This window comes from Corynebacterium sp. 13CS0277, from assembly GCF_002994655.1.
Taxonomy (GTDB): Bacteria; Actinomycetota; Actinomycetes; order Mycobacteriales; family Mycobacteriaceae; genus Corynebacterium.
In genome coordinates this window covers 25,303-39,342 of the sequence record NZ_PPDL01000018.1, presented here as the reverse complement: position 1 = coordinate 39,342, position 14,040 = coordinate 25,303, and the positions used below count along the sequence as shown (strand labels likewise).

General features: G+C 65.0%; 19 protein-coding genes. 6 read left to right on the top strand and 13 right to left on the bottom strand.

The window, feature by feature from the left end:
* Positions 1-336: 336 nt before the first annotated feature.
* The 11 genes from rpsQ to rpsJ are packed head-to-tail and all read right to left on the bottom strand — an operon-like array spanning position 337 to position 5,497.
* Positions 337-615 carry a 30S ribosomal protein S17 gene (gene rpsQ / locus C1Y63_RS08795; RefSeq protein WP_106016085.1) on the bottom strand — a complete coding sequence of 93 codons (279 nt, stop codon included), beginning with the start codon at positions 613-615 and terminating at the stop codon, positions 337-339.
* Between the two features lie 3 nt (positions 616-618).
* Positions 619-849: a 50S ribosomal protein L29 gene (gene rpmC, locus C1Y63_RS08790; RefSeq protein WP_106016084.1), complete on the bottom strand. Its 231-nt coding sequence runs from the start codon at positions 847-849 to the stop codon at positions 619-621.
* The gene (rplP, locus tag C1Y63_RS08785; RefSeq protein ID WP_075724693.1) at positions 849-1,265 is read right to left on the bottom strand and encodes a 50S ribosomal protein L16; all 417 of its coding nucleotides are present in this window, start codon (positions 1,263-1,265) and stop codon (positions 849-851) included. Before rplP ends, rpmC begins: the two co-directional genes overlap by 1 nt.
* A gap of 2 nt (positions 1,266-1,267) precedes the next feature.
* On the bottom strand, positions 1,268-2,014 hold the full coding sequence (gene rpsC, locus C1Y63_RS08780) for a 30S ribosomal protein S3 (protein ID WP_106016083.1): 747 nt from the start codon (positions 2,012-2,014) through the stop codon (positions 1,268-1,270).
* Positions 2,014-2,376, bottom strand: a complete 363-nt coding sequence (rplV, locus tag C1Y63_RS08775; protein WP_106016082.1) for a 50S ribosomal protein L22 — start codon at positions 2,374-2,376, stop codon at positions 2,014-2,016. The genes rpsC and rplV overlap by 1 nt, the downstream gene beginning before the upstream one ends.
* A 3-nt stretch (positions 2,377-2,379) precedes the next feature.
* Complete coding sequence (gene rpsS, locus C1Y63_RS08770) at positions 2,380-2,658, bottom strand: 30S ribosomal protein S19 (protein WP_013241207.1); 279 nt, start codon at positions 2,656-2,658, stop codon at positions 2,380-2,382.
* Between the two features lie 13 nt (positions 2,659-2,671).
* The gene (rplB, locus tag C1Y63_RS08765; RefSeq protein WP_106016081.1) at positions 2,672-3,514 is read right to left on the bottom strand and encodes a 50S ribosomal protein L2; all 843 of its coding nucleotides are present in this window, start codon (positions 3,512-3,514) and stop codon (positions 2,672-2,674) included.
* Between the two features lie 29 nt (positions 3,515-3,543).
* Positions 3,544-3,849, bottom strand: coding sequence for a 50S ribosomal protein L23 (rplW, locus tag C1Y63_RS08760; RefSeq protein WP_106016080.1), 306 nt, complete (start codon positions 3,847-3,849; stop codon positions 3,544-3,546).
* Complete coding sequence (gene rplD / locus C1Y63_RS08755) at positions 3,849-4,502, bottom strand: 50S ribosomal protein L4 (RefSeq protein WP_106016079.1); 654 nt, start codon at positions 4,500-4,502, stop codon at positions 3,849-3,851. Before rplD ends, rplW begins: the two co-directional genes overlap by 1 nt.
* A complete protein-coding gene (gene rplC / locus C1Y63_RS08750; RefSeq protein ID WP_106016078.1) occupies positions 4,499-5,155 on the bottom strand; it encodes a 50S ribosomal protein L3 in 657 nt (218 codons plus the stop codon). The genes rplD and rplC overlap by 4 nt, the downstream gene beginning before the upstream one ends.
* A gap of 36 nt (positions 5,156-5,191) precedes the next feature.
* On the bottom strand, positions 5,192-5,497 hold the full coding sequence (gene rpsJ, locus C1Y63_RS08745; RefSeq protein ID WP_075724679.1) for a 30S ribosomal protein S10: 306 nt from the start codon (positions 5,495-5,497) through the stop codon (positions 5,192-5,194).
* A 1,057-nt stretch (positions 5,498-6,554) separates the two neighbouring features.
* On the opposite strand from rpsJ, the gene C1Y63_RS08740 reads away from it, so the two are divergent.
* Genes C1Y63_RS08740 through amaP form a run of 6 tightly spaced genes read left to right on the top strand, consistent with a single transcriptional unit; the run spans position 6,555 to position 9,820 of the window.
* Positions 6,555-7,004, top strand: coding sequence for an Asp23/Gls24 family envelope stress response protein (locus tag C1Y63_RS08740; RefSeq protein ID WP_106016077.1), 450 nt, complete (start codon positions 6,555-6,557; stop codon positions 7,002-7,004).
* A 3-nt stretch (positions 7,005-7,007) separates the two neighbouring features.
* Positions 7,008-7,292: a hypothetical protein gene (locus C1Y63_RS08735; protein ID WP_106016076.1), complete on the top strand. Its 285-nt coding sequence runs from the start codon at positions 7,008-7,010 to the stop codon at positions 7,290-7,292.
* 10 nt (positions 7,293-7,302) lie between these two features.
* Entirely contained in the window at positions 7,303-7,497 is a 195-nt protein-coding gene (locus tag C1Y63_RS08730; protein WP_106016075.1) for a DUF2273 domain-containing protein, read from the top strand.
* A gap of 6 nt (positions 7,498-7,503) precedes the next feature.
* Positions 7,504-8,631, top strand: a complete 1,128-nt coding sequence (locus tag C1Y63_RS08725) for an Asp23/Gls24 family envelope stress response protein (RefSeq protein WP_106016074.1) — start codon at positions 7,504-7,506, stop codon at positions 8,629-8,631.
* The gene (locus C1Y63_RS08720) at positions 8,628-9,266 is read left to right on the top strand and encodes a DUF6286 domain-containing protein (protein WP_106016073.1); all 639 of its coding nucleotides are present in this window, start codon (positions 8,628-8,630) and stop codon (positions 9,264-9,266) included. The genes C1Y63_RS08725 and C1Y63_RS08720 overlap by 4 nt, the downstream gene beginning before the upstream one ends.
* Positions 9,263-9,820: an alkaline shock response membrane anchor protein AmaP gene (gene amaP / locus C1Y63_RS08715; protein WP_106016072.1), complete on the top strand. Its 558-nt coding sequence runs from the start codon at positions 9,263-9,265 to the stop codon at positions 9,818-9,820. The genes C1Y63_RS08720 and amaP overlap by 4 nt, the downstream gene beginning before the upstream one ends.
* Positions 9,821-10,386: 566 nt before the next feature.
* Here amaP and tuf read toward each other — a convergent pair.
* Entirely contained in the window at positions 10,387-11,580 is a 1,194-nt protein-coding gene (gene tuf, locus C1Y63_RS08710) for an elongation factor Tu (RefSeq protein ID WP_106016071.1), read from the bottom strand.
* A 309-nt stretch (positions 11,581-11,889) separates the two neighbouring features.
* Positions 11,890-14,019 (bottom strand): elongation factor G, encoded by a 2,130-nt coding sequence (fusA, locus tag C1Y63_RS08705; RefSeq protein ID WP_106016070.1) that lies wholly within the window; start codon positions 14,017-14,019, stop codon positions 11,890-11,892.
* Positions 14,020-14,040 lie beyond the last annotated feature (21 nt).

The following is a 14,040-nucleotide window of genomic DNA, read 5'->3' as shown; positions in this document are numbered from 1 at the left end:
CCAGCGACCGCAGCCACGGGCGGACGGGTGCACGAGATGTACTCCCGAGTACATCTCGCCGGAGAGTTGTTCGAAAACCGTCGAAAATCATACAACTACCCCAAAACAACTCTTCGGCGGGGCATCTTCCATTCCGGCCGCCAGCGCCGGGGTCGGAGAAGCACAAAGGCCACGGCACCGGGAGACAAACTCCTGGTGGCCGTGGCCTTCGTGATGGGAAAATCTTCGGAATACAGCCCTCCGCTGGCGCGGCGGGCCTGCCACCCGCCCGGCGTCACCGTGTGCGGTGCGCCGGGTCGAGTGGGCTTGAAAGAGTCCGTGAAGGACTACAGCGGCTTACTTCGCCTTCTCGATGATCTCGACGAGACGGAAGTGCTTGTCCTTGGACAGCGGGCGGGTCTCCTCGATGCGGACCAGGTCGCCAATGCCGGCGATCTCGTTCTCATCGTGGGCCTTGACCTTGCTGTTGGAGCGGATGGTCTTGCCGTACAGAGCGTGCTGCTTACGGTCCTCCAGCTCAACCACGATGGTCTTGGACATCTTGTCCGAGACGACGTAGCCGGTGCGAACCTTGCGGGCGCCCTTTTCCTTCTTGTTCACAGTTGCCTCACTCATGGTTTAAGCCTCAGCTCCCGGAACGACGGACAGGCCCAGCTCACGCTCGCGGATCACGGTGTAGATGCGGGCGATGTCGCGCTTGACCGTGCGCAGACGGCGGTTGTTGGTCAGCTGGCCAGTCGCCATCTGGAAGCGCAGGTTGAACAGCTCTTCCTTGGCGGAGGTCAGGCGAGCGACCAGTTCTTCTTCGGTGAGCTCACGAAGCTCGTGTGCGGGGATACCGGTAGCCATTAGAACTGGTCCTCCTTCTTGACGATGCGGACCTTGCAGGGCAGCTTCTGGCCTGCACGACGAAGAGCCTCGAGGGCGACTTCTTCGTTCGGGTAGCTCATCTCGAAGAGGATGCGGCCCGGCTTGACGTTAGCGACCCACTTCTCCACGGGGCCCTTACCGGAACCCATACGCACGCCGAGCGGCTTCTGGGTCAGGGGGCGATCCGGGAAGATGTTGATCCACACCTTGCCACCACGCTTGACGTGGCGGTTGATGGCGATACGAGCGGACTCGATCTGACGGTTGGTGATGTACGTCGGCTCGAGTGCCTGGATGCCGTAGTCACCGAAGGTGATGCGGTTACCGCCCTTGGAGACACCGGTACGGGTCGGACGGTGCTGGCGACGGTACTTGACGCGCTTGGGGATAAGCATTCTTAGCCCTCCTGCTTCTGCTCTGCGCGCTGGCGACGCTGGCCACCGCGGCGCGGACGCTCGCGACGGTCACCGCGGCCGCGACGGTCGGCGGGTGCGTAAAGATCGCTCTCGCGCTTGCCGCCGACGACGTCACCCTTGTAGATCCACACCTTCACGCCAATGCGGCCGAAGGTGGTGTGGGCCTCGTAGGTGCCGTAGTCGATCTCGGCGCGGAGGGTGTGCAGCGGAACGCGACCCTCGTGGTAGCGCTCGGTGCGGGACATCTCGGCACCGCCGAGACGACCGGAGCACACAACCTTGATGCCCTTGACCTGCGGCTGGCGCATCGCGTTCTGGATGGCCTTGCGCATCGCGCGGCGGAAAGCCACACGGTTGGTCAGCTGCTCAGCGATGGACTGGGCCACCAGCTTCGCGTTGGCGTCAATGTTCTTGACTTCGAGGATGTTGAGGGCGACCTGCTTGCCGGTGAGCTTCTCCAGCTCGGTGCGGATGCGGTCAGCCTCGGCGCCGCGGCGGCCGATCACGATGCCCGGGCGGGCGGTGTGAATGTCGACGCGGACGCGGTCGCGGGTGCGCTCGATGACAACGTCGGCGATGCCGGCGCGATCCAGGCCCTTGGACAGGAACTCGCGGATCTTGATGTCCTCGGCGAGGTAGTCAGCGTACTGCTTCTCGGCGTACCAGTGAGCCTTCCAGTCGGAAGTGATGCCCAGCCGGAGGCCGTGGGGGTGGATTTTCTGGCCCACTACTGAGCACTTCCCTTCTGGCTCTCGACAACCACGGTGATGTGGCTGGTGCGCTTACGGACGTGGAATGCACGACCCTGTGCGCGCGGGCGGAACCGGCGCATGGTGGGGCCCTCGTCGGCGTATGCCTCGGAGATGACCAGGGTCTGCGGATCCAGGCCGAAGTTGTTTTCTGCGTTCGCGGCAGCGGACTTCACGACCTTGGCGACCGGCTCAGAAGCAGCCTGGGGGGCGTACTTCAGGATGGCCAGTGCCTCGGACACGGTCTTGCCCCGGACAAGGTCCACGACGCGGCGGGCCTTCATCGGGGTGACGCGGACGAAGCGCGCGGTTGCGCGTGCGGAAGTGATTGCTTCACTCATCGCTTATCGACGTCCCTTCTTGTCGTCCTTGATGTGACCCTTGAAGGTCTTGGTCGGGGCGAACTCGCCCAGCTTGTGACCGACCATGGAGTCATCGACGAACACCGGCACGTGCTTGCGACCGTCGTGGACGGCGAAGGTGTGACCGATGAAGTCGGGGAGAATGGTGGAACGGCGGGACCAGGTCTTGATGACCTGCTTGGTGCCCTTCTCGTTCTGAGCATCAACCTTGGCGAGGAGGTGCTCATCAACGAACGGGCCCTTCTTCAGGCTGCGTGGCATTGTCTACCTCCTCTTAGCGCTTCTTGTTCTTGTTGGTGCGGCGACGACGCATGATCAGCTTGTCGCTCGGACGGTTGGGCTTGCGGGTGCGGCCCTCGGGCTTGCCCCACGGGGAGACCGGGTGGCGACCACCAGAGGTCTTACCCTCACCACCACCGTGCGGGTGGTCGACCGGGTTCATGACGACACCACGGACGGTCGGGCGGACGCCCTTCCAGCGCATACGGCCGGCCTTGCCCCAGCGGATGTTGATCTGGTCGGCGTTGCCGACCTCACCCACGGTGGCGCGGCAGCGGATGTCCACGCGGCGGATTTCAGAGGAGGGCATACGCAGGATGGCGTACTTGCCTTCCTTACCCAGCAGCTGAATGGAGGTACCAGCGGAGCGGGCCATCTTGGCACCGCCACCGGGCTTCAGCTCGACGCAGTGCACGGTGGCACCGGCCGGGATGTTGCGCAGCGGCAGGTTGTTGCCGGGCTTGATGTCGGCGTTGGCGCCGGACTCAATGATGGTGCCCTGCTTCAGGCCCTTCGGGGCGATGATGTAGCGCTTCTCGCCGTCTGCGTAGTGCAGCAGGGCGATGTTCGCGGTGCGGTTCGGGTCGTACTCGATGTGAGCGACCTTCGCGGTGATGCCGTCCTTGTCATTACGACGGAAGTCGATGACGCGGTACTGGCGCTTGTGACCGCCACCCTTGTGACGGGTGGTGATGTGGCCGTGCACGTTGCGGCCACCGGTCTTGTGCAGCGGGCGCAGCAGGCTCTTCTCCGGGGTGGAGCGGGTAATCTCCTGGAACTCGGAAACGGAGCTGTTGCGGCGACCCGGCGTAGTCGGCTTGTACTTACGAATAGCCATACGAAATGTCCTTACCTTGTCGACTCGCCTTAGGCGGCCGAGCCACCGAAGATGTCGATTGCGTCGGAGCCTTCGCGCAGCGTCACAATGGCACGCTTGGTTGCCTTGCGCTTGCCGTAACCGAAGCGGGAGCGCTTGCGCTTGCCCTCACGGTTGATGGTGTTCACGGAGGCGACCTTCACACCGAAGATCTGCTCGACGGCGATCTTGATCTGGGTCTTGTTGGCGTCCGTTGCGACGAAGAAGGTGTACTGGCCCTGCTCCATCAGCCCGTAGGACTTCTCAGAGACGACCGGTGCGATGATGACGTCGCGGGGATCTGCGATAGTTGCCATTACTTATCCTCTCCAGCGCCGCCGGTCACCCGGGTCACGAAGCTGTTGAGAGCCTCCACAGAGAACACAACATCGTCGGCGTTGAGCACGTCGTAGGTGTTCAGCTGATCGGCAGCCAGTGCGTGCACGTTCGGCAGGTTGTTGACGGACTTCCACGCGGTCAGGTCTTCGCGACCGAGAACCATCAGCACCGACTTGCGGTCGGTGAGACGCTCGATGAACGCGCGAGCAGCCTTGGTGGACGGGGTCTGGCCCGGAACCAGCTCAGCCACAACGTGGATACGCTCGTGGCGGGCACGGTCGGTGAGGGCGCCGAACAGAGCGGCAGCCTTCATCTTCTTCGGGGTGCGCTGCTCGTAGTTGCGGGGCTGCGGACCGTGGGAGATGCCACCACCGGTGAAGTGGGGCGCACGGATGGAGCCCTGGCGGGCACGGCCGGTGCCCTTCTGGCGGAAGGGCTTCTTGCCGCCACCGGAGACCATGGAACGGGTCTTGGTGGCGTGGGTGCCCTGGCGCTTCGCGGCCAGCTGAGCCACGACGACCTGGTGCATCAGCGCAATGCTGGCCTCACGGTCGAAGATCTCAGCGGGGAGCTCCACGGAGCCATTGGTCTTGCCATCAGCGGTGTGGACGTCAAGCTTCAGGTTGGTCATGCGTGTGCACCGCCCTTCACTGCGGTCTTAACGGTCACGACGCCGCCGCGCACACCCGGGATAGCACCCTTGATGAGCAGCAGGTTAGCGTCGGCATCAACCTTCTGAACCTTCAGGTTCTGGGTGGTGACGCGGTCATTACCCATGCGGCCAGCCATGCGGGTGCCCTTGAAGACACGACCCGGGGTGGCGCAGGCGCCGATACCACCGACGCGGCGGTGGGCAGCCTGGTTACCGTGGGACGCACCCTGGCCAGCGAAGCCGTGGCGCTTCATGGCGCCGGCGTAGCCCTTACCCTTGGAGGTGCCGGTGACGTCGACGAACTTGATGCCCTCGAAAATGTCAACGGTCACGTCCTGACCAACCTCGTAGCCCGAGACATCATCCATACGGATCTCGGTCACGAAGCGGCGGGGGGTAACGCCAGCCTTCTTGAAGTGACCCTGCTGCGGCTTCTTCGCCTTGCGGGGGTCAATGTCGCCGTAGGCGATCTGGATGGCGCTGTAGCCATCGGTTTCAGTGGTGCGAATCTGGGTCACGACGCACGGCCCAGCTTCGACGACGGTCACCGGAATCACACGGTTATCCTCGTCGAAGACCTGGGTCATGCCGAGCTTCGTGCCCAGAATGCCCTTAATCTCAGTTTCACTCATTAGTTATTCTCCGCTGCCGAAGTCGTTATACGTCGATCACTTGATGTTGACATCGACGCTTGCCGGAAGGTCGATGCGCATGAGGGCATCAACGGTCTTCGGCGTCGGGTCGAGGATCACGATCAGGCGCTTGTGAGTGCGCATCTCGAAGTGTTCGCGAGAATCCTTGTACTTGTGGGGCGAACGGATAACTGCGTACACGTTCTTTTCGGTAGGCAACGGCACCGGGCCGACCACGCGAGCACCCGTGCGGGTGACCGTCTCCACGATCTTGCGTGCAGAAGCATCAATTGCTTCGTGGTCGTAGGCCTTGAGCCTAATGCGGATTTCTTGTCCCGCCACGCTTGTCCTCTTCCTTCGCGGCCCCACATCGGACGAATGCCCGAGAGGTGGGAACTGCTTGATTGATCTCTATAACGTTGTCCGATCCATGCTCATTGTCAGGCCGGGCGCAACGCCAGTTGTTTTCTTGGGTCTTCCGACGACCGGGTGATATCGCGCGGGAGTTGGTCAACTAAACCGCGCAAAGTCTTGTCCGCATGTCGTCATGCGCCAAGATACGAAGAGGTCCCCCCAAGGGGGCTCTTGCCTACTGCCGCTGTTTATTTGCCATGCCCGCAACGAAGAATCGGTCTCCCACACCCATCTCCCAACCGGGGTTGGGATGAAATGTGGAACATCCTCTCGGCCCACAACTAGGGGCCGGGTGAGGGGTCATGTTTGCTGTGCCACCAGCCGCCTCCACCAGCGAAAAGCTGGGCTCTGCGGTGACCTTTGTGTCAAAGCAACCCTGGTAGTAAACCACGTGGTGGCCTGGGGATGCAAGCGCGCCTGCGCTGGTGTGAGCGGAATAACCGCGTGTCACATTCGCCACAGCTGCATCGCGCACACCGCAAGGCCCACCGAGGCCTCCCCATCGGCGTTCCTCCTCAGCATCCCGAGGGCGTGCCACTGCCCTTGAGCAACCCCGACCTCCACGGACGCCCACGTCGCTGCCCGCCCCGCACTGATCCCGATCACTACTCCCCGGCTGTGCTCATGGCGCCGGCTGCGAGCCCGCGGAAGGACCTTTTCGCACCGCTCCACACGACCCGCCGCCGCGAGGCTCTCGTGAGAGCTCACGCCCGCGACACCGCCGCGCACGATGTGCGTGAAGACGCGTTGCCGGGCGGCTGCGTCGCGATATCTCTATCTCTCCGTCGCTGCCGCGGCGCGGCGGTGCTCTTTGCGATGCCCACGGCCGTTCGCGTGAGCGGGTCGCGGAGCCGGCACGGTGGGGTGGGATTTCAGCGGGCTGGTGTGGACTGTGGACCCCGCGCGGCGGCGGGGAGAGGTTTTTCGATATTGTCGAAGGAGTCAACCTTTTCCTCCCCTTGAATCTTCGTAAGGAAGTACAGACATGGCTGAACTCGTCACCAACGAGAAGAAGAACTCCCCGGCGCTGGCCACCGACCACGGCCGCACCCACATCGAGGACGTCGTCGTCTCCAAGATCGCCGGCATGGCTGCCCGCGAAGTCTCCGGCGTCCACGCCCTCGGCGGCGGTGCTGCCCGCATGGTGGGCGCGCTGCGCGAGTCCATCCCGGGCTCCCGCACCAACGTCCAGCAGGGCGTGTCCGTGGAGGTCGGCGAGACCCAGGCCGCTGTCGATGTCGCCATCGTCGCCGAGTACGGTGTGGCCATCAACGAGCTGGCTGACGCAATCCGCCAGAACATCATCTACGCCGTGGAGCGCATGACCGGCCTCGAGGTCACTGAGGTCAACGTGGACGTCCACGACGTGCACCTCGACTTCGGCGACGAAGAGGACACCGAGGTCGTCGAGGAGCGCGCACCGCGCGTCCAGTAGTCCATGCTCGACCACACAGCCGCTGTCGCCCTCCGGGACGCCATTCTCGCCACCAGTGGGGTGGCGGGAATGTCCGGGGGCCGCTTCGGGGAGATCGCGCTCCCCTTCCCCGGTGAGCGGGTGAAGGGCCTGCGGGACGTTGATGGGGTGCTCGATGTGCACCTCGTCGCCGATCTTTCCGCCAAGCGGAACCTGTTCGACACCGCCGCCGACGTTGAAGCGCTCGCGCTTGATGCCGGTGCCGCCCGTGTGCTCGTCAGCTTCGACGACGCGCACACCACCACATAGAGGTATCCCCTTGACTACGACCAACACCACCCTCGGCGTGCTCGCCGGGTGCATCCTCGCCTTCGCCACCCTGTCGTACGGGCTGTTTGGCTTTTTCATCGTGGCTTTGTTTGCCGTGATCGGTGGCGTGGTGGGCGCCCACCTCGATGGCCGCATTGACCTGGGTCAGGCTTTGAGCTCCCTGGGTCGCGGCGGCAGGGGCTAGGTGCCCATGACGACCACCGACGTACACCCCACCCCACCGGTGGCCCCCGACCCGGACGGCACTACGCCCGCCGCGGCCTCCCCCCGCGAGGCGGAGTCCCGCCGGGGCCGCAACGCCTACTCGGAGAAAGCCGTCACGAAGCTCGTGACGGCGGCGATCCGCTCGGTCCCCGGCACCGCGAGCCTGGAGTCCACGTTTGCGCGCTCCTACCCGCGCGTCGACGTGCAGATCGACGACGAGTACGACACCGTCGCCTGCGACATCATCATGGCCGCCACCTGGCCGTCGCCTGTCGCCAGCGTCGCGGAGACCGTCCGAACCACTGTGGAGGCGTGGATCCGCCGACTCACGGGCATGCGCCCGGTACGCATCAACGTCGCCGTCGGCCCCGTTGAGGCAGGCCCGGCCGTCTCAGAAGCGACCCTTGCAGCCTTCGACCCGCAGCCCACCCCCGTGCCCGTGGTGGCCACCCGGCTGCCCGTCGCGGACGTCGTGACGCAGCCGCCGCTGCGGCTCACCCCCGTCACCGTCGCCCGCACCGTGGACGTGCAGTCCGTCAACCGGGCCCCCGCCATGGAGCTCGTGCCCGTCGACCGCGGCCCCCAGGTTGCGGTGACCTCCCCGCAGATTGCGCCCCGGCAGCCGGTGCGCCGCGTGGACGTCACCCCGAACCGCTTCCACGACACCCCCGTCGTCACCGCCCCGGCACTGCCGCTGGCACCGGTGAAGGTGTTCCCGCTGGCCGGTCAGGCCAGCCGCATTCGGGTCGCAGCACCCCGTACGCTCACCCGGATTGTGACGACCACGCCGCAGGTTGCGAGCATCACCCCGCCCGCCCCCATCCAGCCGGTGCCCGTCACCGTGGCACCCCCGGTGCCGACGATCACCCCCCGCGTCGCGCAGCACACCCCGCTTCTCGAGGTGCAGGTTGCCCGCCGGCCGCTCGTTCCGGTCACGGTCCGCCGGCGCGGCACGAAGGCGGTCTCCATCGCCCAGCCGGTGCCCACCACCCCGGTGACGATCCGCCCGTCGGTCGGCGCGCTGCGCCGCCCCGTCGCCCGGCAGCGCACCATCATCATTCCGACCGCGCCCCGCGCGCGGGCCGCCCGTCTCGCCGAAGGAGGTGACCTGTGAGCGACACCCCCACCCAGCCGGCCGAGGCAGTCGCCCCGGTGTCGGCACACGCTGACACGACGCACAGCGTCGCAACACCGGACGTGCCCACCTTCGTGCGGGAAGCGCCCACCCCGCGTCCGCCGGCGGCGAGCCCCGTCGCCCGCTACATCGCGATCCTCATCGGCCTCCTCCTCGTCGTCGGTGGTGTGCTCGCGATCCGCGAGTACTGGCTGTTCACCGACTCCGGTGAGGGCATCTCGCTGCTCAAGGAAACCCTCGACCATGCGGGTCGTGCGTCCTTTGAGCCGTGGATGTTCCCCACCGGCATCATCGGCGTTATGGTCGGCGTGCTCCTGCTGTACCTGGCCGTCCGGCCGCGCACGAAGACCCACCGCCGCTTGCGCGGCAACGTACACGTCTTCGTCCGCCCGGTCGATGTGGCCCGCCTGTGCACCGCCCACGCGGAAAAAGCCCCCGGGGTGCTCAAGGCCCACACCGTGGCCACGCAGCGCACCGTCACCGTGAGCGTCACCGGCGACCCCAGTGATGCGACCCTACAGCCCCGCCTCGAGGCACTGCTGCAGCCGATGCTCGGTGAGCTGGACCCCGCCCCGCAGCTCAAGGTGAAGCTCAACCGGAAGGGAGAACAATGAGTCGCGCACTCGCCGGCCTCGACCGGCTGCTGACCGCCCTGCTGGGCCTCGCCCTCGGGGTGCTGGGCACCTTCTTCATTGGTCTCTACTTCGACGAGCCCCACGCCCAGCAGGTCGCGGACTGGCTGCATCTCAGCCAGTGGCCGGCTGCCTACGACTGGGAGTACCTCCCCGTCAGCCTGCTGGGCGGCGGCATCGCCGCCATCCTGCTCGGCCTGTGGATTGTGCTGGCGAACCTGGGACGCCGCCGAATCGGCCGACAGGACTCCTCCGCCACCACGGCGCTGGGCACCATCAGCGTCAACGTCGGCTCGATCGCCGACGCCATGGCGCAGAGCCTCAGCGCCCAGCCGAAGGTGACCCGCGCGAACGCGAAGGTGGTCAACGACCGCAAGGTCAAGACCCTGGAGCTCACCGTGACGGCCGAGCCCACGGTCGATCTGGCCAGCCTCAAGCGGGCCATCGCCCAGCAGGAGGCGGCATTCCGCAGCGCGGTCCGCGACATGGACATCGCCAGCTCCTACCGCATCCACCTCGGCCCCGTGGAGCGCTAACCCGCCCACAGGCAGAGCACCAGTGGCAGCGCCCGACAGCGCCGCCACCCGCAAGCACGAAGACCGCCCCCACACCACGTGGGGGCGGTCTTCTGCGTGGACCCAGCGGGCACATAGCTGCGTAGCCGATTCAGGGCCCAGAGGCGGTGGGGCTCCGGGGGCACGTCAGTACCGGCGTGCAGGGCCCGCAGGGTCCACGGCGCCGACCGCACCCTGATCGACGAGGCGCTGAGCGCTGGCCCAAGCGGCACCGGTGCGGTCGACCGCACGCCGAGCGCAGACGGGATGCCTTCGGCAAGGACGTGGGCGCCCCTGAACGAGCGTCCGGCGTGGGTGAAGGATCGTGAGCGTGCCCGCCCGGTGCCGCGCGCTGGAGAGACTTGCACGCAGCAGCCTTCCGCGCCCCCTATTGCTGCGGGCACGTGAATCTCGCCCGCACCCGGGCATAGCAAAACCCCCGCAGGAAAAACCTGCGGGGGTCGTGCGAAGCGTAGGAACAGTGTGGGCTCTGAGGCCCAGGCCTAGCGCCTGGGGGTCAGCGGCTCACGAGTAAGAGTCAAAAAGTCTTACTTGATGATCTTGGTGACGCGGCCAGCGCCGACGGTGCGGCCACCCTCGCGGATAGCGAAGCGCAGGCCCTCGTCCATGGCGACCGGCTGGATCAGGGTGACGGACATGTCGACGTTGTCGCCGGGCATGACCATCTCGGTGCCCTCGGGCAGCTTCACGACACCGGTCACGTCGGTGGTGCGGAAGTAGAACTGCGGGCGGTAGTTGTCGAAGAACGGGGTGTGGCGGCCGCCCTCATCCTTGGACAGGATGTAGACGGAACCCTCGAACTCGGTGTGCGGGGTGTAGGCGCCCGGAGCGGCCACGATCTGGCCACGCTCGACGTCCTCGCGCTTGATGCCACGGAGCAGCAGGCCACAGTTGTCGCCAGCCTCGGTGTAGTCGAGCAGCTTGCGGAACATCTCGATGCCGGTGACGGTGGTCTTGGTGGACTTCTCGCGGATACCGAGAATCTCGACCTCGTCGTTGACGTTGAGCTTGCCGCGCTCCACACGACCGGTGACGACGGTGCCACGGCCGGTGATGGTGAAGATGTCCTCGATCGGCATCAGGAACGGCTTGTCGGTCTCGCGGACCGGGTCCGGGATGTTCTCGTCGCAAGCCTTCATCAGCTCGACGATCTTGGCGGTCCACTCCGGGTCACCCTCGAGGGCCTTCAGAGCGGAAACCTGGACGATCGGAGCCTCTTCGTCGAAGTCCTGCTCGGCGAGCATCTCGCGAACTTCCATCTCGACGAGCTCGATCATCTCTTCGTCGACATCCGGGGAGTCGCACTTGTTCAGGGCGACGAGGATGTAGGGGACGCCAACCTGGCGAGCCAGCAGCACGTGCTCGCGGGTCTGCGGCATCGGGCCGTCGGTGGCGGCGACCACGAGGATCGCACCGTCCATCTGAGCGGCGCCGGTGATCATGTTCTTGATGTAGTCGGCGTGGCCCGGAGCGTCGACGTGAGCGTAGTGACGCTTCTCCGTCTGGTACTCAACGTGGGAGATGTTGATCGTGATGCCACGCTCCTTCTCCTCCGGCGCCTTGTCGATGGCGTCGAAGGCGAAAGCCTGGTTCAGCTCCGGGTACTCGTCAGCCAGAACCTTGGTGATGGCTGCGGTCAGGGTGGTCTTACCGTGGTCGACGTGACCAATGGTACCAATGTTGACGTGCGGCTTCGTACGCTCGAACTTCGCCTTTGCCACTGTATGTCCTCCTGGACTTCGCGGTGGCTACGACTCTCGCAGCCACGTAAGGTGGTGTACTACTTGGCAACAACCGCGGAAGCGGCCGCTTGAAAAAGTAGCGGTAAATTTGTGCCAGTTACCCGATACTAGAGACACACCCGCTGAATTCACAAATCCAGCGGCTGTTGTCGTGGTAGGGGTCTACGGCCCGGTCAGTTCCTCGCGGGCCCATGTCGCACTCCCGGGGTGGGGGTGTGCACGGTGCGAGAAACTCACCGAACCGCCCCCGCGACCTGCATGATCGCGGGGAGCAGTGTGGGGCTTCGTTTAGGAAGCGGTGCCGTTACGCTCGGCGATGATCTCGGCCGCCACGTTGGCGGGCACCTCCGCGTAGGAGTCGAAGATCATGGAGTAGTTGGCGCGGCCCTGCGTCTTGGAACGCAGGTCGCCAACGTAGCCGAACATCTGGGACAGCGGCACCTTGGCCTTGACCAGCTTGGCGCCGGCGCGGTCCTCCATGGCCTGGACCTGGCCACGGCGGGAGTTGACGTCGCCGATGACCTCGCCCATGTACTCCTCGGGGGTGGTGATCTCGACGGCCATGACCGGCTCCAGCAGGACCGGCTTTGCCTTCGCGACAGCTTCCTTCAGGGCCTGGGAACCAGCAACCTTGAAGGCCATTTCGGAGGAGTCGACCTCGTGGTACGCACCATCGAGGACGGTGGCCTTGATGTTGACCAGCGGGAAGCCAGCCAGGTAGCCGTACTGCATCGCGTCCTGGATACCAGCATCGACGGAGGGGATGTACTCCTTCGGGATGCGGCCACCGGTGACGGCGTTTTCGAACTTGTAGATCGCGGACTCGCCCTCTTCGAGGGTGTCTGCCTCCGGAGCATAGGGCTCGATGGCGATGATGACGCGCGCGAACTGACCGGAACCACCGGTCTGCTTCTTGTGGGTGTACTCGAGCTTCTCCACGGGCTTGCGGATGGTCTCGCGGTACGCCACCTGCGGGGCACCAACGTTTGCCTCGACCTTGAACTCGCGCTTCATGCGGTCGACCAGCACGTCGAGGTGGAGCTCGCCCATGCCGCCGATGACGGTCTGGCCGGTCTCCTCGTCGAGCTTGACGGTGAAGGTCGGGTCCTCTTCGGCCAGCTTCTGGATAGCGTTGGACAGCTTCTCCTGGTCGGCCTTGGTCTTCGGCTCGATGGCGACCTCGATAACCGGGTCCGGGAAGTCCATGGACTCCAGGATGATCTGGTCGTTGGAGTCACACAGGGTGTCGCCGGTGGTGGTGTCCTTCAGGCCGATGAACGCGTAGATGTTACCTGCGCGTGCCTCGTCAACAGGGTTCTCCTTGTTGGCGTGCATCTGGAACAGCTTACCGATGCGCTCCTTCTTACCCTTGGTGGAGTTCGCCACCTGGGCACCCGGCTCAACGATGCCGGAGTAGACGCGCACGAAGGTCAGCTTGCCGAAGAACGGGTGCGCAGCAATCTTGAACGCCAGGGCCGCAAAGGGCTCCTCGACGGACGGCTTGCGGGTCAGTTCCTTGGACTCGTCGCCGACAGCGTGGCCGTGGACCTCGCCGATGTCCAGCGGGGACGGCAGGTAGTCGATGACGGCGTCCAGCAGCGGCTGGATGCCCTTGTTCTTGTAGGCGGAGCCACACAGCACCGGGTAGACCTCGGAGGCGACCGTCATCTTGCGGATGGCAGCCTTGATCTCTTCCTTGGTCAGCTCCTCGCCGCCGAAGTACTTCTCCATGAGCTCTTCGTCGGACTCAGCCACGGTCTCGAGCAGCTTCTCGCGGTACTCGGCAGCCTTGTCAGCCAGGTCGGCCGGGATGTCGACGATCTGCGGCTCAGCGCCGGCCTCGACCTTGCCGGGCCACATGAAGGCCTTCATCTCGATGAGGTCGACGATGCCGTCGAAGTCATCCTCAGCACCGATCGGCAGCTGCATAACCAGCGGCTTGGCACCCAGGCGGTCAATGATGGTCTGGACGGTGAAGTAGAAGTCCGCACCCATCTTGTCCATCTTGTTGACGAAGCAGATACGGGGAACGTCGTACTTCGCAGCCTGACGCCACACCTGCTCGGACTGGGGCTCCACGCCCTCCTTGCCGTCGAAGACGGCGACAGCGCCGTCGAGGACACGCAGGGAGCGCTCGACCTCGACGGTGAAGTCGACGTGGCCGGGGGTGTCGATGATGTTGATCTGGTTGCCGTTCCAGAAACAGGTGACCGCAGCGGAGGTAATGGTGATACCGCGCTCCTTCTCCTGCTCCATCCAGTCGGTGGTCGACGCGCCATCGTGGGTCTCGCCCACCTTGCGGTTGATACCGGTGTAGAAGAGGATGCGCTCCGTAGCGGTGGTCTTACCGGCATCGATGTGGGCCATGATGCCGATGTTGCGAACCTTATTGAGGTCCTTAAGCACTTCTTGTGCCACTGTTACTTCCCAACTTAAAAG

What these genes read in the sequence shown, in the direction of transcription:
- rpsS (WP_013241207.1), bottom strand. Translation starts at nt 2,658, where the DNA reads ATGCCACGCAGCCTGAAGAAGGGCCCGTTCGTTGATGAGCACCTCCTC.
- rpsQ (WP_106016085.1), bottom strand. Translation starts at nt 615, where the DNA reads ATGAGTGAGGCAACTGTGAACAAGAAGGAAAAGGGCGCCCGCAAGGTT.
- rplB (WP_106016081.1), bottom strand. Translation starts at nt 3,514, where the DNA reads ATGGCTATTCGTAAGTACAAGCCGACTACGCCGGGTCGCCGCAACAGC.
- rplV (WP_106016082.1), bottom strand. Translation starts at nt 2,376, where the DNA reads ATGAGTGAAGCAATCACTTCCGCACGCGCAACCGCGCGCTTCGTCCGC.
- rpmC (WP_106016084.1), bottom strand. Translation starts at nt 849, where the DNA reads ATGGCTACCGGTATCCCCGCACACGAGCTTCGTGAGCTCACCGAAGAA.
- rplW (WP_106016080.1), bottom strand. Translation starts at nt 3,849, where the DNA reads ATGGCAACTATCGCAGATCCCCGCGACGTCATCATCGCACCGGTCGTC.
- rplC (WP_106016078.1), bottom strand. Translation starts at nt 5,155, where the DNA reads ATGAGTGAAACTGAGATTAAGGGCATTCTGGGCACGAAGCTCGGCATG.
- amaP (WP_106016072.1), top strand. Translation starts at nt 9,263, where the DNA reads ATGAGTCGCGCACTCGCCGGCCTCGACCGGCTGCTGACCGCCCTGCTG.
- C1Y63_RS08735 (WP_106016076.1), top strand. Translation starts at nt 7,008, where the DNA reads ATGCTCGACCACACAGCCGCTGTCGCCCTCCGGGACGCCATTCTCGCC.
- rplP (WP_075724693.1), bottom strand. Translation starts at nt 1,265, where the DNA reads ATGCTTATCCCCAAGCGCGTCAAGTACCGTCGCCAGCACCGTCCGACC.
- rplD (WP_106016079.1), bottom strand. Translation starts at nt 4,502, where the DNA reads ATGACCAACCTGAAGCTTGACGTCCACACCGCTGATGGCAAGACCAAT.
- C1Y63_RS08740 (WP_106016077.1), top strand. Translation starts at nt 6,555, where the DNA reads ATGGCTGAACTCGTCACCAACGAGAAGAAGAACTCCCCGGCGCTGGCC.
- C1Y63_RS08725 (WP_106016074.1), top strand. Translation starts at nt 7,504, where the DNA reads ATGACGACCACCGACGTACACCCCACCCCACCGGTGGCCCCCGACCCG.